At 40.0% G+C, this 21,287-nt stretch carries 18 protein-coding genes; 3 read left to right on the top strand and 15 right to left on the bottom strand.

Annotation, left to right across the window (positions count from 1 at the left end; all coding sequences use genetic code 11):
• Positions 1-4: 4 nt before the first annotated feature.
• The 11 genes from R2S08_RS13005 to kynU form a co-directional block, all read right to left on the bottom strand.
• Positions 5-1,006: an acyltransferase gene (locus tag R2S08_RS13005; protein WP_316835590.1), complete on the bottom strand. Its 1,002-nt coding sequence runs from the start codon at positions 1,004-1,006 to the stop codon at positions 5-7.
• A gap of 25 nt (positions 1,007-1,031) precedes the next feature.
• On the bottom strand, positions 1,032-2,333 hold the full coding sequence (locus tag R2S08_RS13010) for a nucleotide sugar dehydrogenase (RefSeq protein WP_316835591.1): 1,302 nt from the start codon (positions 2,331-2,333) through the stop codon (positions 1,032-1,034).
• Positions 2,334-2,345: 12 nt separating this feature from the next.
• A complete protein-coding gene (locus R2S08_RS13015) occupies positions 2,346-2,876 on the bottom strand; it encodes a UpxY family transcription antiterminator (protein ID WP_316835592.1) in 531 nt (176 codons plus the stop codon).
• A 157-nt stretch (positions 2,877-3,033) separates the two neighbouring features.
• Entirely contained in the window at positions 3,034-5,295 is a 2,262-nt protein-coding gene (locus tag R2S08_RS13020; RefSeq protein ID WP_316835593.1) for a polysaccharide biosynthesis tyrosine autokinase, read from the bottom strand.
• 25 nt (positions 5,296-5,320) lie between these two features.
• Positions 5,321-6,085, bottom strand: coding sequence for a polysaccharide biosynthesis/export family protein (locus tag R2S08_RS13025; protein WP_316835594.1), 765 nt, complete (start codon positions 6,083-6,085; stop codon positions 5,321-5,323).
• Between the two features lie 263 nt (positions 6,086-6,348).
• Complete coding sequence (locus tag R2S08_RS13030) at positions 6,349-6,693, bottom strand: helix-turn-helix transcriptional regulator (protein ID WP_316835595.1); 345 nt, start codon at positions 6,691-6,693, stop codon at positions 6,349-6,351.
• 91 nt (positions 6,694-6,784) lie between these two features.
• Positions 6,785-9,211, bottom strand: a complete 2,427-nt coding sequence (locus tag R2S08_RS13035; RefSeq protein ID WP_316835596.1) for a glycoside hydrolase family 2 protein — start codon at positions 9,209-9,211, stop codon at positions 6,785-6,787.
• 259 nt (positions 9,212-9,470) lie between these two features.
• The gene (locus R2S08_RS13040; protein ID WP_316835597.1) at positions 9,471-9,875 is read right to left on the bottom strand and encodes a hypothetical protein; all 405 of its coding nucleotides are present in this window, start codon (positions 9,873-9,875) and stop codon (positions 9,471-9,473) included.
• A 57-nt stretch (positions 9,876-9,932) separates the two neighbouring features.
• Complete coding sequence (locus R2S08_RS13045) at positions 9,933-10,253, bottom strand: helix-turn-helix transcriptional regulator (RefSeq protein ID WP_316835598.1); 321 nt, start codon at positions 10,251-10,253, stop codon at positions 9,933-9,935.
• 420 nt (positions 10,254-10,673) lie between these two features.
• Positions 10,674-11,639: a tryptophan 2,3-dioxygenase family protein gene (locus R2S08_RS13050; RefSeq protein WP_316835599.1), complete on the bottom strand. Its 966-nt coding sequence runs from the start codon at positions 11,637-11,639 to the stop codon at positions 10,674-10,676.
• Between the two features lie 15 nt (positions 11,640-11,654).
• Positions 11,655-12,953, bottom strand: a complete 1,299-nt coding sequence (gene kynU / locus R2S08_RS13055) for a kynureninase (RefSeq protein WP_316835600.1) — start codon at positions 12,951-12,953, stop codon at positions 11,655-11,657.
• A 332-nt stretch (positions 12,954-13,285) separates the two neighbouring features.
• On the opposite strand from kynU, the gene R2S08_RS13060 reads away from it, so the two are divergent.
• Positions 13,286-13,780: a DinB family protein gene (locus R2S08_RS13060; RefSeq protein WP_316835601.1), complete on the top strand. Its 495-nt coding sequence runs from the start codon at positions 13,286-13,288 to the stop codon at positions 13,778-13,780.
• A 187-nt stretch (positions 13,781-13,967) separates the two neighbouring features.
• Entirely contained in the window at positions 13,968-14,555 is a 588-nt protein-coding gene (locus tag R2S08_RS13065) for a GNAT family N-acetyltransferase (protein ID WP_316835602.1), read from the top strand.
• 71 nt (positions 14,556-14,626) lie between these two features.
• Here R2S08_RS13065 and R2S08_RS13070 read toward each other — a convergent pair whose 3' ends face one another.
• Positions 14,627-15,754, bottom strand: a complete 1,128-nt coding sequence (locus R2S08_RS13070) for a glycoside hydrolase family 76 protein (RefSeq protein WP_316835603.1) — start codon at positions 15,752-15,754, stop codon at positions 14,627-14,629.
• Positions 15,755-15,928: 174 nt separating this feature from the next.
• Here R2S08_RS13070 and R2S08_RS13075 point away from each other — a divergent pair, with 174 nt between their 5' ends.
• Positions 15,929-16,900, top strand: coding sequence for a glycoside hydrolase family 43 protein (locus R2S08_RS13075; protein WP_316835604.1), 972 nt, complete (start codon positions 15,929-15,931; stop codon positions 16,898-16,900).
• Between the two features lie 37 nt (positions 16,901-16,937).
• On the opposite strand, the gene R2S08_RS13080 is transcribed toward R2S08_RS13075, so the two are convergent.
• Genes R2S08_RS13080 through R2S08_RS13090 form a run of 3 tightly spaced genes read right to left on the bottom strand, consistent with a single transcriptional unit; the run spans position 16,938 to position 21,287 of the window.
• Positions 16,938-18,281, bottom strand: a complete 1,344-nt coding sequence (locus R2S08_RS13080) for a TlpA disulfide reductase family protein (protein ID WP_316835605.1) — start codon at positions 18,279-18,281, stop codon at positions 16,938-16,940.
• On the bottom strand, positions 18,278-19,798 hold the full coding sequence (locus R2S08_RS13085; RefSeq protein WP_316835606.1) for a redoxin family protein: 1,521 nt from the start codon (positions 19,796-19,798) through the stop codon (positions 18,278-18,280). Before R2S08_RS13085 ends, R2S08_RS13080 begins: the two co-directional genes overlap by 4 nt.
• 25 nt (positions 19,799-19,823) lie before the next feature.
• Entirely contained in the window at positions 19,824-21,287 is a 1,464-nt protein-coding gene (locus R2S08_RS13090) for a RagB/SusD family nutrient uptake outer membrane protein (protein WP_316835607.1), read from the bottom strand.

Below are 21,287 nucleotides of genomic sequence, written 5' to 3' on the forward strand. Positions count from 1 at the left end.
TAAGCTATTTCAAAAAATAACCAGAAATACGGCTTCTGTTGAAATGAAGGTTTCTTAAAAAATGCAGAACAGGTTTCTCAATAAACCTGGTTACGATCCAGGCAAGTAAGATCATACTTATAATGGTGATCAGAATAGCGACCACTTCACTACTGAGGTACAAGCCAAGTTTCCTGATGAGTATAAAGCCAATGTTCTGGTGGAGCAGGTATAAGGGATAAGAGATATAGCCTAAAAATAAGAATGGTTTCCAGCTTAGAAATGTTATCCGGTTATAAACAAACAGGTAAAACAATAAAAAAGAGACCAGGCATACATAGAAAAAATGAACAGAAGGATAAACCACCATTGCGGTCAGAAAGCAGGCGCCAATCAACAGATGCTCCCGCCAGTCTCCCTGCCCGAATTTTAATTTGTAAAACAAGATCCCGGCCATAAAGAACATCCCATATTGCAGGTTTAAAATATAGGCACCCAAAGGAAGGCCATAAAATGTATTTAATGTCATCAACGAAAGCCAGACCACCGCAAGCGCCCTGGTGTAGGGTAACACCTTTAGAAGATACAAGCTGCCGAGCATCAGATAAAAGAGCAATTCAGGAATCAGTGACCAATAAACGCCATCAATATTTGGGATATTAAAGGCACCTTGAACCATGGTCATATTCCACAATAATATAGAAAAGCTTTGTGGTTCCAGGAGCGGATCACCAGCAAGGGCGATAACCACAAAGGTGATCAATACACAAATCCAATAGGTTGGGTATAACCGCGAAAATCTTTTAAATGCAAAGGACTCCAATGTTGTACCTGTTTGCAGAGACATAAAAATCACAAATCCGCTAATCATAAAGAACAGTTCAACGCCGTATTGACCATAGTCCCAATCGTAACTACTGGAATAGTGATGACCAAAATTGAGTCTGAATTTAGTTGTATAATGGAACAGAACTACATTTAACGCAGCTATACCTCTTAATACATCGAGTTCTTTTAAGCGTGGCATTTGACATTCAGATTTAGAGTATATTTTACAACCTCATATTCACCACAGCATCTGGCAATACAGATTTCAGATCATACACAACCGTGTTTTCTTTGCACATTGCCGAGATGTCCATACCCTTGAAATCTTCGTGTGCAACTGCCAATACAATAGCATCATAAGTTCTTGTTTTGGATTCTCCGTTTTGACAAATTACACCATATTCCTTTTCTACCTGACTTGGATTTGCCCATGGGTCATGGATCACGACTTTAATCTGGTATTCCCTTAGTCTCCGTACAATATCAATAACTTTTGTGTTCCGAACATCAGGGCAATTTTCCTTGAAAGTAAATCCAAGAATTAATACCTCGCTCTGATAATTGTGCCCCTTCGCGACCATTCTTCTAACCAATTCATCGGCTATATATGCGCCCATTGCATCGTTTACTCTTCTCCCTGCGAGGATGATTTCGGGGTGGTATCCCATCTCCTGTGCCTTCTGCGCTAGATAATAGGGATCGACACCAATACAATGTCCGCCTACAAGCCCTGGTTTGAATTTAATAAAATTCCATTTTGTTCCGGCAGCTTTCAATACTTCTCCCGTATCTATCCCAAGACGGTTAAAGATCATGGCAAGCTCATTAATAAAAGCGATATTAATATCCCGCTGCGCATTTTCGATAACTTTTGCCGCTTCGGCTACTCGTATAGAAGAAGCCTTGAACGTACCTGCTGCAATTACAGAATGGTAAAGTTCATCTACCTTTTCAGCCGCTTCCGGTGTAGAACCAGAGGTGACCTTTAAAATCTGGCTTACAGTGTGCTCCTTATCTCCCGGATTAATTCTTTCGGGGGAATATCCCGCAAAGAAATCTTTATTGAACCTCAAACCAGAATACTTTTCCAGTACAGGCACACATTCATCTTCGGTTACTCCAGGGTATACCGTAGATTCATAGATCACGATATCCCCTCTCTTCAGTACGCTTCCGACCATTTTGCTGGCCGCCATTAATGGTCTCAGATCCGGATGTTTGTTTTTGTCTACCGGAGTGGGTACTGTTACGATATATCTGCTGCATTTTCGCAGCATTTCAGGTTCGTTGGTACAAAACAATCCTTTTAGTGTGGTACAATCATTGGTGAGAACAGATTGCAGGATATGCTCCTCTACTTCTCTGGTTTGGTCAAAGCCTATTTTCAAATTTGCAATCCGTTCCACACTGGTATCAAAACCAAAAACCTTATATTTTTTGGCAAATTCTACCGCAAGGGGAAGGCCAACGTAGCCCAGTCCGATGATACCTATTTTTACCTGATCTGCTTCTGGTTCCTTTATCATGGTTATCGGTGTCTAATTAATCAGTTCGAGATTGGATACCGGTATTTTTGTAATCAGCGCACAATGCAAACAGTCTATAACGACCAGAACATTTTTGCCCCTTACCTGCAGGATTTCTCCCTGCTTCTGTGTCATTACACCTTCTTTAATAATAACGCGGTCACCGGCACTGAGCTGTTGTAAACTGACCGCTTCCAAACTTGGAAATAATTCGAGAAAGCATTTTATTTCGTCAATTACCACATCTCTGATCTGGGCAGGTTTTCCCATATAATAGACAAAATTCATAACCCCTGTAGTGGTTCTCACCTTCAGGTCTTCTTTAGCGTTAATTTTAACAAAAACATAAGAACTAAATAAGGGTAGCTCTACCTCCTTCACTCTGTCTGCCCATTGATTCTTGACCTTTCTCACTGGACAATATGCCGTAATTCCTGCCATTTGCAATTCCCTTTCAATCTTTTTCTCCCACCGCGCTCTGGTATAAATCACAAACCATTTTCGTTCATTCATGAGTTTGTTGATAGAATTTAAATTTTCCATAATATAATTTAGGTTAAGAAAGATCTGTTCTGCTTACACGGCTTCGCCACCTCACTTACATGAAAATTTTAATTTTAAAAAGATGATGTTTTCTCTTTCGTAAATCCCGAAGGACTACCTTGAACTGGGATGGTTATTCCCGGGTATCTGGTTATAATTATGCAGTATAGGCATATCTGCCATATCTGTACATGTTCTTGTTTTCTTTTCTGGCATCATTAAATACCAACAATGGATTTTTTAATTTTTTATGCTCGCAGATGTCCTTGAAAATTCCAAGGTCGGCCTTCTGTGTAAAATTATATCTTACCATATAAATACTCGCGTCGGCAAAAGTTGACAGACTGAAGGCGTCGGCGACATGGCCTACAGGGGATGTATCTACAACGATATAATCAAAACGTTTTCTCAATTCGGCAAACAACTCCGATACTTTAGGCCTCATAAGTAATTCTGCTGGATTGGAAGGAATTTTCCCACATCCGATCGTGTATAAATTTGGGGAAGATGGAACCTCCATTAAAATATCTTCCAGTCTGATTTCTGAAGAGCTTAAGTATTCTGAAAGACCGGTCGTGGCTTTGAGGTCTAAATTATTCAGCAGGTCTGGTTTACGCAGATCAAATTCGAGCAACACAACTTTTTTGCCAGACAGGGTGAGTGTAAGGCCGAGATTAGTTGTAAAAAAGGTCTTTCCTTCTCCTTTAGTACTGGATGTGACGAGTAAGACCTGGTTGCTATTGGTTTTGTCAATAAAATTGAGGCTGGTTCTGATGTACCGGAACAATTCAGCCATAGTGGTGCTCTGATCGCTGTGAACCAGTAGAGGGTCTTTTCGACCATTATGGCTGAGCTCTCCCAGGATTAAGGCATGCCCGGTGCCATATTCTACATCAGATAAATCTCTTACCTTATTGTTCAACTGAGTTCTTGCATACACAAAAGATACAGGTAGCAAGAGTCCGCATAAAATGCTGATCATGTAAATCAATTGAACTTTTGGTTTAGCTGGTGTAGAATTATATGCAGGTTTATCAATAACTTGTGATGTAGGGATTGTTGCAGAGAGCGAAAGTTCGGTCTCTTCTCTTTTTTGCAGAAGGTAATGGTAAAGCGTATTCTTAACGCTTTGCTCCCTGCTCCTTTCAATCAATCCCCTTTCAATAACTGGTGTTTGGTGGAGCCTGGATTCAAATTGTGCAGTCTTATTTCTCAGACTTGATCTTTCCAGATCCAGCCCCCGTTTAATAACCCCCAGATTTTCCAGGATTTTTCCTTTGAGACCGGTGAGCTGGTCTGAAATATTAACCACCAGGGGGTTATTTACTCTGACGGTTTTGAGTAATCTTTCTCTTTCTATCTGGAGGTTGTTGTATTTGTCGGTTAGGCTCATTAAAGTCGGGTCTTTTAATCCGAGTGTGGTGGGTACCAGATCAAATTTATGGTCGCCTCCGTTTAAATAGCCAATGATCGACTGTACCAGCGAAATCTGAACGTCGCTTGAGGCCAGTTGCTGTCCATATTCTCCGGAAGATTGAAGGTTCATCTGAGCATCGCTGTTCAGTTCTGTAACCCGGTTATTTCTTTTGTAGTTTTCTACGTCTTGTTCTACTCCTGTCAAGTCTTTAGTTAAATTTCCCAGTTTACCGTCTATAAATTTTATAGTATTTAATGCCATGATGTTTTTATTCATCACGTTTTCCTGATTGTAAGTGTCAATCAGCCTGGTGAGGATGTCGACGCCTCTTGCAGGGATTGCATCCAGTAAACTCAGAACAATTGTATTTGCATCTTTAACCACAGGTAAAACAGTTAGTGCATTTAAGCTGTAGGCTTCAGCGGATTTACGAAGATTGACGAAACTAATGTCCACCGGCTTATTCATGGTGTTGAAGGCCTCAGCTTTCGTGATCTTTATACTGTATTCTGGCCGACTGATGACCTGGTTATAACGGTACACAATTTTACTGCTACTGTCTCTAAGGACAAACTTGTCATCCGCAATGCTTTGTACAGAAAGTTTTTTTAGAAAGGCTGGCTCATTTAACCTAAGTACAACAACCTGGATGGGCAGTGTTTTACCATAGAGTTCCTTTTTCTTAAAGGGCAGCCGATAGCTATACTTCACCTCTAAGCCCAAATCGTATAAAACTTTGTATATTAAGTCTTTTGACCTCAGTACCTCCATTTCATTTTCAACTGTTTTAGATGACCTGAACATGTTTAGGTCGCTAAAAGCAGTACCTTTTAACAAGCCGTCTCCTTTGGCATCATCCTGGATCAGCAGAGTGCTGCTCACTTTATAAAAAGGTACTGTAGTTTGAAGATAAGCATAAGCAACTCCAATACATATGATTACTGAGATCAGAAAAATGTACCAGTATTTAATGCACCTGGTAAAGAGTTGATTCAAGGCCATGGTCTTTAAATTTTATATCAAAAACTTATCTGTGTAAAAATGCAGTAGCCAATACGGCAATTGCAGATATGGTGGCCACAATAAGTGGCATAGAACGGCTGCTATGACTGTATTCTACTGATTTGGCTTTGTCGGGCTCTATATAGAGAATATCATTTTGTTTTAAATAAAAATATGGGGAGTTTAGTACATTCTGATGATTGAGGTTAACCCTCACCATGGTACGCTTTCCATCAATTTCTCTGATGAGCAGCACGTTTTCTCTTTTACCATAAGGTGTCATATCGCCCGCAAGTCCCAAGGCTTCAAGTAAATTAATCTTCTCATTGGGAATGGTAAAAGTTGAAGGATGGTTAACTTCGCCAATAACAGTTACTCTGAAATTCATAAATTTTATATTGACAATGGAGTTGACCACATAACGGTTAAGTTCTTGTTCAACCAGGCTTTGGGCTTGTGCGATGGTGAGTCCTTCTACTTTGACCTCACCGAGCACTGGAAATTTGATCCGGCCACTCGCATTGACTCTATAGCCTTGCTTTTCATAGAACCCGTTCATATTGACCGACGTTGGGTTTGCAGCAAACATGACATTCGATTCCGGACTAGTACTATTCACGTCGATACTTAGTACGTCATTCTTTAAAATCTTGGGTTCACCGTCATTTACGATTGTGCTGATATTATCACCTTGCGTCTTTAAATCGCTGAAGTAGACCAGATTTCTTTGTCTCGCACAGCTGGTTAATAAAATTAACAGCAACGAACACCAGATATAGTTTGATTTCATAACATAAACCTCCTGTTGACATTAGTAGTTACACCGATTAAAAATCAATAATTAAATCTAAACACTAATTCGCTTAAAAAATTGAATTTCAAACAATTGTGAACCATATTGTAAATATTCTACAGGTAATTACACACTTTGTGTATAGATGTTTATACAACCTTGGAATGGATTACCTGGTCAGTGAGAATATATCCGGTATAAAAAGTGAAAAAGCCGTTGGTTAGGCGGCTTTTTCGATTGGTGGCCTGGTTGTGTTGTGGTTAATTTGCAACTTTTTTATACAGCAGGTTATTTTCCTGGAGTGTGACAATTAATTTTTCCTGCAATTCATTGACCATGGTTTCCATTTTCCTGAATTGTGCATCACGTAGTCTTCTATCCTCTTCCATTTTCTTTGTTTCTTCTGTATCCTCAAAAAATAGCGACGGACGAACGTCAAAATAATTGGCTATTTCTATAAGTCGTGCGGTATTAATATCGGTGATACCTGTTTCTATTTTAGAATAAGCGGGAATAGATATCCCAAGTGCCTCGGCCAGGTGCCGCTGTTTCTTTCTCGAATTTACCCTAAGCATTCTTATCTTATTTCCAATGTCTTTCATCATTTTAATTTAATTTGTATAACCGGCAGCATCCACTGCCGGTATATACGTTATCTAACTTATCATTCATAAAAAACTAACAATTCATAATCGCTTACTTGTGCTGGTCAATAGCTCCCTGAAACATACTTCTTTCTTGTTCAGGGATATTGGCTCCAAATTTCTCAAGATATGCTTTGGCAGCGGGAACATAGTTTGCCCAGTCCTGTTGGTTGTAGAATCCAACCGTTTTGGCCCTTAGTAGAATTTCTTCTCCGGGTGCTCCATAAGGTTTAACCCTCGCTTCTATTACAGTCCAATCTGTATTTCCCTGGTTCATCAATGGTTCCATTTCTCCCTTCAGGATCATATTCATCATTGCTACAGTATATTTACGGTCTCCCATCACCTTCTTGAAAGCATCAGCATTCGTATTCATCAGGTTAAACCCCGCATCTTTTGTACTCTTGGTAAACTGAACTACATTATTGATATCTTCCTCAGATAATGGCATCTTAAGCGAAGAAACATAAGCGGAACCTGCAAGCAGGGCTCCAGGTTTATCTCCTGCCTGCATAGCCATCATCGCCATTTTTTTCAGAAAGGAAAGGTCACGTTTTCCGCCGATATACTCCTGTAACATAACACTGTACGCGATACCCGGCTCGGTAAGATCTGCATTTTGAGCGGTAACACCATAATTGGTCGTCATCTCGAGGGAAGAATCGCGACGAGAGACCTTTAAATCAGGGTTTAGCTGACTATGGATCTTCCTCATTTCAGCAAATGGGATTTTAACCACCTCACGATCGTAGGTCATCAGTCCATTCTGTTCACCTTCCACGTCAAAAGGCTGCGTATAAATCGAACCGGATAACCCCTCCTTTTCCATCAACTGTAAATGCTGGTTCATGATGGTGTATTTTGCTTTGAGTGCTGCAGGTTTTTCCTGGATATAACCCCAGGCAGATCCTGTTAACCATTGGTGATCAGGGATGAACACCCCTATTCCTCCAAATTCTCCGCATACCTGTGCTTTTCCGGCTTGTTTAATGGGCATCATTGGATCCGGGTAGCTGTGTACATCGGTCATGTCTGCACTAACGTAAGCATTTGGAGACGGAGAGCGCAACTGCTCATTCACATAGAGCAATTCGCCGGAGTGCCCGTTAAGAATTCTGGACGGATCTGTCTTTTTTACCCATTCACTTAGACGTTGCTGATCATATTGCCCCCATTTCTCGTTGAAAAGTACCCAGGCAACGATCGAGGGATTGTTGTGCAACTGAGTCATTTCATCTAAAGCACCTTTTTCGAATTCCTCTTTACTACCTTCCGGCAAGCTCTGATTAGGATTCACAAAATCCTGCCATACCAACATACCAAGCTTATCTGCCCAATAATACCATCTGGCCGGCTCCACTTTGATGTGCTTGCGGATGGTGTTAAAGCCCATTGCTTTGATAGCCTTGATATCAAAAGCAAGGGCTTCATCAGTAGGTGCTGTATATAGGCCGTCTGGCCAAAATCCCTGATCAAGGGTACCCAGGTTATAATAAGGTTTGTTGTTCAAAAAGATCCGGTCTATGCCTTTTGCATCTTTACCAATGCTGATCTTACGCATCCCAAAATAACTCTTCACTTCATCCTTTCCCAGCTTTACTGTTAAGTCATATAAATAAGGGTTTGCGGGAGACCAGAGTTTTGCATTTGGTATTTTGAGCACTATGCTTCGAGTGCGATCGTCATCCTGAACTTGTTTCAGAATCTCGCACTCGCTACATCCCGAAACAACAGCCTTGATGGAGATCCCCGCCTGCGCCGGGATGACGGCAGAAGTGGTTACTCTTAAACTCAGTACACCCTTATCAATATCAGGTGTCATTTTCAAATCTACAATCGATACAGTTGGCACTGTCTCCAGCCATACGGTTTGCCAGATCCCGCTGCTAGGTGTATAATAGATATTCTGTGGATTCAATACCTGTTTTCCATGAGGTCCTGTTCCTTGATCGGATGGATCAAATACTTTTACAGTCAACTCATTAGAACCAGATCGCAGCGCATCCGTTATATCAAAAGAAAAGGCTGCGTAACCACCTTTATGCTGGCCTACTTCTTTTCCGTTAACAAAAACTGTAGCCTGCCAATCGACTGCGCCAAAATGGAGCAACGTCCTCTCACCTGTTTTAGGACTAAAACTGATGTTCCTTTTATACCATAGATTCTGTGTTGGCAGCAAAGTTTTCTTCACTCCTGACAATGCAGATTCGATTGGATAAGGAACCAGGATCTGGCCTTCAAATGCCGTGGGCTGTCCGGTATCTTTAGGAGTAATTGCATAATCCCATAATCCATTCAAATTTGTCCAGCCTGTCCGGACCATTTGTGGTCTCGGATAGCTCTTTAATGCGTTTTCAGGAGATACCTCTTTTGCCCATCGGCTTTGGATGGCAACAGGTTGCATTTTATAAACAGTTTGCGCATTTGCACTTATTGCCGCTGTTCCTAGTAGCCACAACAGATGTGATTTCATTTTCATTTTACAATATTTGGTTGTCATTAATAACTTTCATATCTGTTCAAATAATTGAAAGATCAAAAGACAAACCTATAGAATGAAATCAGTAAAAAATTGGACTCTGTGAACGATTCGTTGGACTCTGTGAACACTTTTGACCAAAATCGGTCATTTTTCGATAAATTTCAGAAAAAGGCTCAATTTAAATTCGGGATCGGATCACCTACAGAAAACAAAATTTTTAGAAGAAAATGGTATCAAAATTAAGGTCAAAAATCCATTAAATCTTTTTGGGAATTCGGGGAATTGATTTGTAGTTCACTAAAAATTCAATAACGATATCCAACCGATCCATCACCAGGTAAACCATTCCGGATCTGAACTGGTCAGGTCGGCTGTCTTTTTCCTGTTTTCGAAGACCGGGCCATTCAGGATCAAATTTGATGATCAAATCAACCGCTGTGATTTGCTGAAGTTTGATGAGCTCTCTTCTGATTGCAGTAAGTTCCTTTGCGGCTTGTTTTTGATTGTTATTGGCTATGGCATCAAAGATTTCATCTGTTAGTGTCTTATACGCCCAGTCCAGATTTCTCATAAAATATTTCTGGATAGGTTTGTGTATGTTCTCTATTTCTTTAAAAAGTGCTGTAAACAGATTTAGTCCGCTTTCTTTTGGCTGCATCATATATTGATCGGTTAATTTAGAATAAAGGTAGCGGATAAAGTTATCAAAAAGATTTGTTCAACGTTTTCCCAATACACGTGCCTCATCATATAAGGCTATTACCTTGCCCTGTAGAGCAGCTATCTCTTGCTCTCTTTCAGCTATTTTAAACCTTAATGATTCCATTTCGTTGACCGATGGCTCTTCATTGAGCAGATATGCAACAGAAACTCCAAAAAAAACAGAAATTTGTTCAAGTCGGTTGATGTTAATGCTTGTACCACCATTCTCTATTTTGGATAAGGCAGGACTGGTGATCTGAAGTGCCTCTGAAACCTCTCTTTGTGTCATGTTTTTTTCCAGTCTTAACTGTTTAATAATTTCTCCTATTGTTTTCATCGCTATTGTCCCTCTTACCCGATAAAGCTTTGATTAAATAATTATTTCAACGCTATCAGGTCCATTTAAAATAGTTTATTTAGTTATATTACTATAATATACGAGAAACAGGAACGAAAAGATTTTATCAGAAATGCAACATCAAAAATACTTTCATGAAAATGATATTTTGTTGCTTTGCTTGAAGTGAGTAATTAAACTGACGGCAATATGATTTCCTTTCCATTTACGCTTCCAGAATAACAAAGAAGGCCGGAAAGTTGAATCATCAACACTCCGGCCCTACCTCTCGACTTACTCTCCCTATAGAGTAAAATTTTTGGTTAACCGTCTGCTTTGTTTTGAGCATTGAAACTAATTTAATGATAATCACATTCCGTAATCTCATTCAACTTGTTCATTGTTATTGGCTGGATCTGATTATTTCGTTTTGGCTGATTGCTTCAATGCACTGATCACCCAGCCTTTACCCCATTCATCTATTTGTTCTTTTGTCCATAAAAAGGGATAGAAGATCCGTTTCTGAAAACGCGGTGGCAAATATTTCTGCCAGTTGGTTCCACCGGTAGCTGCGATATCAACAGGGTCCCTCTCCAAATATCGGACTGCAGATTTATAATGAGAAAGTGGCCATTCCACGTTTACAAACAGGTCCAAATACTGCAATTCTTCTGCAAGCTTGCTCACGTCATGTCCGTCAGCGGCAAATTTCTGGTATAGAGCGGCAAAATTGGTTTCCTCCCTCTCTTTAATCAGCTGCAAGAATTGTTCCGCATATTTATTCATGAACTGTTTCAAAGTAAGGGTTTGTTTGCCTGTTGCAAGCTCGGTTGCCCCATACTTCCAATAAATATGTTCAAATTGTTCTTCTATTGAGGCATTGGCCAGTTCCTCTCTTTTGTTCTTATCTATCAATCTGTTAAAATCAGTTGCGGATATTTCTATCATACGATACTGCCCGGATTGAAAACCGCTGGCAGGTAATAAAGACATACGAAACTTTAAAAACTGCTCCTTTTCCATTCCATTTACCATCACATCAAATGAAGTGGTCAATGCATTAAAATAGGCGTTTATACGCTTTACCCTTTCTGTAAAAAACGCTACTGTCAAAGACGGATGTGAAGCGACCTGTTTGAACTCATGCAGGGATAACTTAAAATAAAGCTCTGTGATCTGATGATACATGATAAATATCTCTTCATCAGGGAAAGGAGTTTTAGGACTCTGCAGACTAAGCAGGGTATCCAAATGAATATAATCCCAATAAGTCAGGAAATCGGCATACAATAAGCCATCCAGATAGGCAGACATGTCCTGCCCCATTGCAGTATATTTTTCCTGAAGCTTGTTCAGCTTTTCAATAATTTCAGGTGTAAGTTCCATGATCAGATTTTAAACTTATGCTTTTGAATAATTTAATTCTTTGCAAACTGAAAGCAATAGTTTTCCCGTTTCAAAGACATCCTCGAAAGAATTATACAAAGGTACGGGACTTAACCTGATGACATTGGGTTCACGCCAATCGCCAAGGACATTATTGGCAACAAGATGTTCAAAGATCTGTTTGCCGTTTTCTTTAGCAACAATAGAGAGTTGAGCACCGCGGTCCTCTTCGGTTAAAGGCGTAATGACCTTGTATTGTTCCTCTCCGAGCTGATGATTGACTTCATTCAATATATAGCAAAAGTAAGCTGTAAGCATTTTGCTTTTAGCTCTTAGTGGTGTCATAAATCCTACCTTTTCAAACATTTGGAGGGAGGCATGATATAAAGCCATTGGCATGATCTGCGCTCCGCTTAGTTGCCATCCGTCAGCGCCGATCTCTGGTACAAAGCCTTTTTCCATTTTAAAACGTCTTGCTGCCTCATAGCCCCACCAACCTGCAAATCTATTCAGACTCTTGTCGTTAAAATGCTTCTCATGTACAAAAATAGCGCTAATGCCACCCGGACCTGAATTCTGGTATTTGTAAGAACACCAGCAAGCAAAGTCTACGCCCCAGTCGTGGAGTTGCAATGGCACATTCCCGGCCGCATGGGCAAGATCAAATCCTACTACCGCACCTATGGCATGGCCTGTTTTGGTAATTGCTTCCATATCATACAATTGGCCGGTAAAATAGTTAACCCCTCCAAAAAGCACTAAAGCAATTTCATTTCCATTGTCTTTTATCGCTGAAACAATATCTTCAGTTCTCAAAGTATACTCACCCTCTCTTGGGGAAACTTCTATGATTGCTTCTTTCGGATCATATCCATGAAATCTTACCTGGGTTTCTATGGCATACTGATCAGATGGAAAAGCACCTGCCTCCATAATGATCTTAAACCTGTTTTTATTTGGCTTATAAAAACTGACCATGAGCAAATGCAGGTTCACTGTCAGTGTATTCATTGGAGAAACTTCGTCCGGATGGGCACCTACAAGCGGTGCAATCAATTTCTTTAGTTCTCTTTGGTAAAACATCCAAGGGGTCTCTCCTCTGAACCACCCTTCCACAGCCAGGTTCTCCCAGTTGGTCATTTGCCGGTCCAAAACTGCACGTGCAGTTTTGGGCTGAAGACCCAGTGAATTCCCACACAGATATATAAATGGTTCTCCATTTTGTTGCGGAAATAAAAATTCATTTCTCATATGCCCAATCGGGTCATTTTGGTCAAGGTTTTTGGCAAAAGCCAGGTTGTTTTCAAAAATCATTTTAAAAAGCTTAATTATATTATAAAAGAGTGCTGATAGCCTGAAGCTGCCAGATGCAAATTAATAAACACGAAAGTTGGTCGAATTAGGAAAGCCCAGGTGATACCTGGATTAAGAAGGTCTGCTGATGATATTTTTTAGAATATTTATCATTTGTATAATGCTGACAGCTAAAGTACTATTAAAATGTCTTTCCAGCAAACATCTTGATTGCATTTCCTAATTAATGCTAAGATTCTGGCGTAAATCCCCCCCTATTTTGTCATTTATACTTGTTTGATCTCCCGGTATTTGTTCCCAACTTTAGGTATTCAAATTAATAAATGACCATCATGGAAATTAAACCTAAAAGTACCCGTTTGTATGCTTTCTTAATTCTTTTCGATATGCATACCAAGTTTTTTAAAAGTGCATTGGAGGGTATCTCTGATGAAGATGCTGGAAAACGTATGGACACCAAAGCTAATCATATAGCATGGCTGGCAGGTAGTCTTGTTCAGCAGAGATTTGATTTGGCCAATCTATTAGGAGCTGAAGAAAAATCAGCAGCCGATGATCTGTTTAAAAATAACAAAGGTATCCAGGACGATACGATCTACCCTTCTCTGGATACATACAGACAGGATTGGGAGAAAATATCACCAATTTTAAGAGACTTGTTAATGAACAGTAGTGAAGAACAACTGAACAAGATACTGGAATTTCCAGGAATGAGCTTCTCCATGTTTGAAATGATTTCCTTTAACACCTATCGTGAGGCTAATATGATTGGGCAAATTGCCCTTTGGCGCAGATTATTGGATTACGATGGCATGAAATATATGTAACCCAGGTGTTGCATAGACATCAGAACAAATTATCTCACAATAAATTGCTATTTTCATAATTTAAAAGTAAATTTGATTCATTGTCACTCAAACTTAACTATATCTAAACTTTATTTATTGATATAACAGTATTAACTGAGGAATTATGTCGTTAAGGCGGGATTTCTAAAAGTCAAATAATAGAATTATGATTAAGGCAAAGCGTAAAGACAAAGAAAAGATTATACAAATCCTTACAAAGGCATTTGAACAGAACCCAAGAGTAAATGACCTGGTTAAACAGGACAGCAAAAAATTACATCGCATAGACCGTCTGATGAGGTATGCGTATAATGTATGTTCTGTATTTGGAAAAGTATTGGTTTCAGATGATGGTAAAGCTTGTGCTTTAATCTTGTATCCGGATAGGAAACAATTGTCTTTAAAGGGTGCCTATTGGAAAGTGGAACTTCTTTTGGGAACTGTAGGCTTTAGAAGTGCACTGAAAGTTTTGGCCAGAGAAGCATTTGTGAGTAAACACCATGAGCGTCACAGTTATTATATTTGGTTTATAGGGGTAGATTCTGAGTATGTTAATATGGGAATAGGCACTGATTTTATGGATGAGCTGATTGCAGATGCAGATAGAAGAAAAAGACCTATTTATCTCGAAACCCATTTACCCCAGAACCTAGCCTGGTTCGAGAAATTTGGATTTGAAGTTTTTCGTGAAATTAAGTTAGATTCGCCTCTTTACTTTCTAAGGCGTAAATCGTTTCATTATTTCTTAAAGTAAAAACCTGAAACCTACAAGTTGCAGTTAATTTGGAGGTTTTAGGTTAGAGCCATAACATTGTGTAATTGTTTCTAATTTTTGGATGATAATAAAGCCAGTCTTGCATAAATCTCAGCCATGCCTGCCTGGTCAATTAATGATTTCGTGTCTTTTTTACCCAACAGACCTTGTTCATCCCTTTCTTTTTCCCAAATCTGCAAGGCGTCTTGTTTGTAAAAATCAATCCAATCCTTATTATGGTCAATTTGATAAAGTGCGACATAGCCTCTCAGCATAACCGCATTGAACCAGTAATGAGAAGGGAGCCGATCTTTCTTATAGAAATAATCTTTAGCAGCACCTGCAATTTTTTGAGCTTCAATAAGGTATTTCTTCTCCTTGGTTATCTCATAGAGTAGTACATTAGATTGAAGCATGGTACCCGAATTATAAGTATAAAAGGCTTTATCCAGCTTTAAGGAAGAGGTTTTAATGTTGTCGTAGAACAGGCCATCTTCAGACTGTAAGGTTTTGCTGGTCCAGGTGTAGACCTCTTTAGCGGCTTTCAGGTAGCGTTGTTCTTTGGTGGCTTTATAAAGTTCGAGTGCAACCAATATGGCCGGCCCGTTGGAACAAGTATTTTTAGTAGAATGGTCTCCTTCCTTCCAGTAGAGCCCTCCGCCAGCTTGCTGGTCTGCACCAGACAACATAAAGGTATAGATCATCTTTGCTACCTGCAGGTATTTAGGTTTACGGCTTCTTCTGTAAGCATCAAGATAAGCAATAGCAATCCACTGATTGTCGTCATAGAACCTTGAGCTCAACCGCTCAGAAGTTACATAATCCTGGTAAGCTGCAGGTTTCTTTTTATTGTAATATTGGTCTATGGCTTTTACCACTGGTCCCATGTATTTCTTTCCAGGATGTAACCGTTCCATTTCATTAGCAGCCTGTACCAGCGCACATAACGGCCATAACCAGGAATGAATATTTTCCCTGTGCACCGTATCTGTAGTTTCAAAATACAATCCAGTTTTCCTGTCTGTAAAATAACTGTTGATGTTTTTGTAGGTCTCTTCTGCCTTCGTTTTATAATTAAGATCCTGTACAGCAACGACGCTTGTTTTGGGAGAAGGATGGATATGGTGCTTTTGCTGGGCCGTGGCCAGGCCCGAAATCATTACACCAAGCGATAAAATACTTAGCTTTTTCTTGTTCATTTTAGTTTCAGTTGTGTTACGTTATAGTGTGTTATTTATAATAGCTCAATATTTAGTAAAACGTTTTATATTTGGTTTCAAAGAAGAAAACTACGACTTTTAACTTGAAAAAGGAACTTTTTATATAAACAAAATTGTCATAGTGACAATTTTTATTGACCTAAACCATTTATCATGAAACGAATCCTAGTCCTCCTGCTTATGCTGCAAACGGCAGCTCTTACCTATGCCCAAAAACAAGGTCCGGGAAAAACATCCGGCAATCCTATCTTTCCAGGATGGTATGCTGATCCCGAAGGCGCAATATTTGATAAGACTTACTGGGTATACCCTACCTACTCCGCTCCTTATGATAAACAGGTGTTTTTTGACGCATTCTCCTCAAAAGATTTACTCACCTGGACCAAACATGCTAAAGTATTAGATACAGCAAATGTAAAATGGGCTAAACGTGCAGTTTGGGCACCTTCCATTATTCAAAAAGACAGTCAGTATTTTTTGTTCTTTGGGGCAAACGATATTCAGAATAATCAGGAAAAAGGGGGAATTGGTGTAGCGGTATCCAATAAACCTGAAGGCCCTTTTAAAGATTATCTTGGACATCCCCTGGTGGATCAGTTCCATAATGGCGCGCAACCGATTGATCAGTTTGTTTTTAAAGACAAGGACGGTAAATATTACCTGATATATGGTGGCTGGAAACATTGTAATATAGCCAGGTTAAAAGATGACTTTACAGGCTTTTTACCAATGGAAAACGGCCAGGTGTTTAAAGAAATCACCCCTGAAAATTATGTAGAGGGTCCTTTTATGTTTATCCGTAAGGGGAAATATTATTTTATGTGGTCTGAAGGCGGTTGGACAGGTCCGGATTACAGCGTAGCTTATGCAATTTCCGATTCTCCTATGGGGCCTTTCAAAAGAGTGGGAAAGATTTTACAACAAGATCCTAAAATAGCTACCGGCGCTGGCCACCATTCTGTAATAGGCTCTGCAAAAAAAGACGAATGGTTTATTGTATACCACAGAAGACCACTAGATCAAACAGATGGCAACGCAAGGGTAACCTGCATCGACCGGATGTATTTTGATAAAGATGGTTATATTAAACCGGTTGTAATGACAAATGAAGGGGTTAAACCTTAAAAAACATCCCTGCCAGCTTGGCAGGGGATGTTTTATTTTAGAGTAATTGGTTAATTGCTTTAACAGCCTCTGCCGATGAGGGAGCTGGCGCATCCATATCCGCCACCTTAAAGTTTTTATCAATCAACAGTATTCTCGGAATGCCTACAATATTGTAAGCCTGTAACTTATTTCTATCAATCAGCCATTGCTGTCCCACTGCTTTACGGCCCTCCACGCTCTTCTTCCAAACCTCAGCTGTATCATCCAGGGAAAGAGAGACAAAAACAATATTAGGATTATCTTTATATTGTTCCTTCAGTTTTTCAAAATATGGCATTTCATGCATACAGGGGCCACACCATGTAGCCCAAAGATCCACATATATAACCTTTCCTTTTAAACTGCTTAATTTTACAGGCAACCCGCTCAGATCTCTTGCAGTAAAATCAACGGCCTCATCACCTTTTCCGAAGGAAAGCAACTGCTGTAACATTTGATTCGCTGCTTTTTGATAAGGAATCGTTTTAATTTGTGTGATTTTTTGCTTGAATTTTGCGAGTTCAGATTTGTTTTTGACTTTTCCCATCTCTCCAACCAATTCTTCTGCCCTATACCAATCCTTAATGGGCTGGGCAAGTTTAGCTTCCGTTCTGTTGTTGATCAAATCGGCAGCGATATCCCTGTACACAGTCATTTTCATCAATGAGGCATCCACAAAATTATGGCTGTAAGCCATTACTTTTGGCTTTATCGCTTCTTTATAGTGTAAAGCATATGTTTCAGCTTCATCACCTTTAAGCTTAAGGATCATACCATTATAACTTTCTCCGCTCAACAAACTATTGATCAGATCTGCTTTAATTCTGGCCGTTTCCAAACGTCTGAATTCCGTTATTAGTCCGGTTGTGCCCATCAGTTCTTTCCTTCTGATTTCTGCACTTGCCTCTACTGCCCCGATAGTCGCTTCGGGTGTGCTTTTAATCAATTTTCCCGCCTCAAGGAAAGAACCACCTTTAGGAAAAGGTGTATTTCTCAGGTAATTATTAGCTTCCGCTCCTTTTCCAGTAAAAGAAGCGTTTCTTGGATTATTTTTATCGATAACAACTTCCATGTGATCACCTGGGCTTAAATACAAAGTATTGCGCCCCAAACGAAAGTAATTCGCTGTCTTTACCGGAAAACTAATTTTAAAGCTGGCATCTTCTCCCGGGATAATGATCCGCGCAGCTGTAGGCGGCAATAAATATTGAAACTCTGACAAGTCCTCTATATTCACCTGATTACTAAAGTTTTTAAGCTTTCCACTTAAGGTGACCATACCTGTCTTTTGTTGGGCAAAACTGGTATTCTGTACAAGCAGGAATAAGCCAATGGCTACAATTTTAAATCTATTTTTCATGCCTCTTTACCATTTTTAAGAACCAGATTGATCATCAGTTCCAAATCTTCTTCATTGTCACCATCTGTTCTAAAGTTAGAAAAAATGACACGTCCGCTTTGATCAATCAGGAAATTAGTTGGGGCTCCTCCTCTATTGTCCAGATTTCCTTTAACCCTATCTTTTACATCGGCAATTGGTGTAAAGCTATAACCGCTGGATTTCATAAATGGAATAACATATTCATCTTGTTCCGGAACGATATTAATGCCAATGTAATCGACCTGTTGTCCTTTAAATTTACGGATTACGTTTTCAAAATGAGGAAACTCACCTCTGCATGGTCCACAACCTGGAAACCAATACGTCAACAAAATAACTTTACCTTTATAGTCCGCTAAGGAGGCCGATCCGGAGGTTAAATATTTTTTAAGGGTAAATGGTGTCGCTGGTTTTGCTTTGGCATCAATCGCTTTCCAGATGTCCCCGTCTATCTCAGCTGCTGACTTTCCCGCTTTGCCTCCATACACCACAAGTTGCTCCTTAATGGCCACCGAAGGTGATTTTGCAAAGGCATTGATCAGCGTATCATATCCCGCAGCCGGGCTGTAAGCAATTTCCGCTGCCTGCGCTTTAAACAACAACAAAGTGTTATTTGAACCGAAATAGCGGGGTAGCTTAATACTATGGATAATGTCTAAAGCTTCTTTTGATTTCTTCTGCTCCAGCAGGGATCTTGTTTCTACAAAACTTCCAGCCGTTTTCTCTAATTGTGCCCAGTTTTGTCCCTCTACCTTTTTAGCACCGAGTTCTTTGGCCAATTCCTGCGCTCTTTTGGGATCTTCTTGTAAAAGCAGGTCATAGTAAGAAGACATACCACTGGAAGACCAGCTAAATTTTTCAGGAGCATATGTGTTTTTTAATACCTCAAATCCTTTTAATTTATCTGCCTTCTTAGGAGAACGTTGCGCAAGCCAATATAAGGCCTGAGCACCACGTTCACTTGTTGGAAAGTGTTTCACCAGTTCATCGGTAAGCTGCAGGTATCTTTTCCGGTCTACTGTGGCAAAAGAACCAGAATAATAAAACGCATAATCTGGATTCTCGGGCTCTGCCGCTGTCGCTTTGGCAAGGTATTCACGTCCCTGATCGAACTGTCCCCATCTTTCCGCATCAATCCACAGATCACTCCAGGCCTTAGCTAATTTCGGATCTATTTTAACCGCTTTTAAAAGATATGGCCTGGCTTTCGGGCTTTCCTCATCCGCATAAGCTGCTCCAGCAGCATAAGGAACCACAGCTGATGTAGGGAATTTTTTCTGCCAGGCTTCATATTGCACCAGTGTCTGGGTATTCTCTATTCCAGCAGCTTTGATATATTCTTCGTGAGCTTTTAAATCATTTGGATTGGCTTCAACAGCTCTTTTCAGCTTTGTAAGAACAGCCGGATCTGTTATCGTTTTAGTTTTTTCCTGCGCAAAGAGAGAGAGCGGAAGCATCAAGGCTGCAGCAACAGAAATTCTTAAGATTGTTTTCATCTTTATGGTGTTTTAAATAGGTTAGTTAATAAGTATTTTGTTGAATTTGACCCTTGCTGGCATCCATTTCAACGCCATTAATTGGTACCAGGAGACGCTTGGCATCCAATGTATAGGTTTTTGGTGAATTGACATCTACAGCTCCGATGGACACATTGAAGAAATCACGGGTTACAGTTACATTATCTCCCGGGTAATCATTTACACTAAAACGGCGAATATCATACCAGCGCATGGCAAAAGGCATTTCCCTTCTTCTTTCTTCCAAAACTTTTTTAATGGCCTCGTCTTTACCGCTTGCTGTTAACGGAATATAGGTACTCATTCGTTTCAAACGAAGGATATTTACAGCATCCATTGCGCCGGCAGCGTCTCCTTTGCGTGCCAGGGCTTCTGCTTTATTTAGAAGCACCTCAGCAATGGTTGGCCCGTCTGGCAAATATTTTCCATCACTAAATACAGTATATCTGAATGCAGCCGGAGTAACAACAGACATTCTCCTTCCACCATTTGGAATCATAAAACTTTTATAGCGGAGATCATTTTGTGTATCGTATAAATTTAACAGAGCCGTACTTGGAAGGTACCACTGAGAGGCTGTATAGGTATAACGGGTATAATAGAATTCCGGCCAGTACAGAAATTTTGCCGGTTGCCAGTCATTTTGTTCTACATAGTTCAACGTTGCCGCCGGACTGGTGTAAGATTTAGAAATACCTGGTTTCAGGGTTTTGTAATCTACCAGTTTTGCATTTATACTTCCAAGTGCCTGTGCAGCCTGTTCCAGGCTTTGATCATAATTACCCGTGAATAGGTAGTAGCGACTCATAAATGCCGCAATCGCCTTTTTACTCACTCTCCATGCTCTTACAGGATCAACATCATCGTTAGCTACCTTTTGTGCCTCTGCGATGTCGGAAAGAATAAAATCGTAAGTCTCTTTCAGTGTTGCCCGTTTAAGCGGCTCCGTATAGTCCACTGTTTTCTTTAAAGGAAGGCCCATAGAGCCTAAGTTGGCATCGCTGTAGGGTGCACAATAATAATTGGCCAGTACCCAATAAGAATAGGCACGAATAAAATAAGCATCCGCTCTTACGCGTTTACGGATAATCTCATCGCCGGTAACCTGGTCAATATTGGCCAGTATAAGGTTTGCAGTGAATATCTTTTTATACTCTCCATTCCATAAAGCATCTGCTGCAGCGCCAACTACCCCGCTCACACTGTTTACATAGTATTGCATGTTATCAATGGTGAAGGCAGAAGGATTGTTCTTGTACAATTCTTTAGTAATTTCTGCATCGTCAGTAGAATAAGTTGCAGTAAGACTGGTGACATAGGCAAAGGCAGGTGCATAGTCTACTAGTGCCTCCAATTGTTCTACCGTTTGGATACTGGCTTGTTTTTTAGGTTCTTCCGAAAGGTATTTTTTACACCCTGCAAATAGAATCAACCCGGTAATTAAAATGACTGATTGTATTGTTTTCAT

Source organism: Pedobacter nutrimenti (assembly GCF_032678445.1).
Classification (GTDB): Bacteria; Bacteroidota; Bacteroidia; order Sphingobacteriales; family Sphingobacteriaceae; genus Pedobacter; species Pedobacter nutrimenti_A.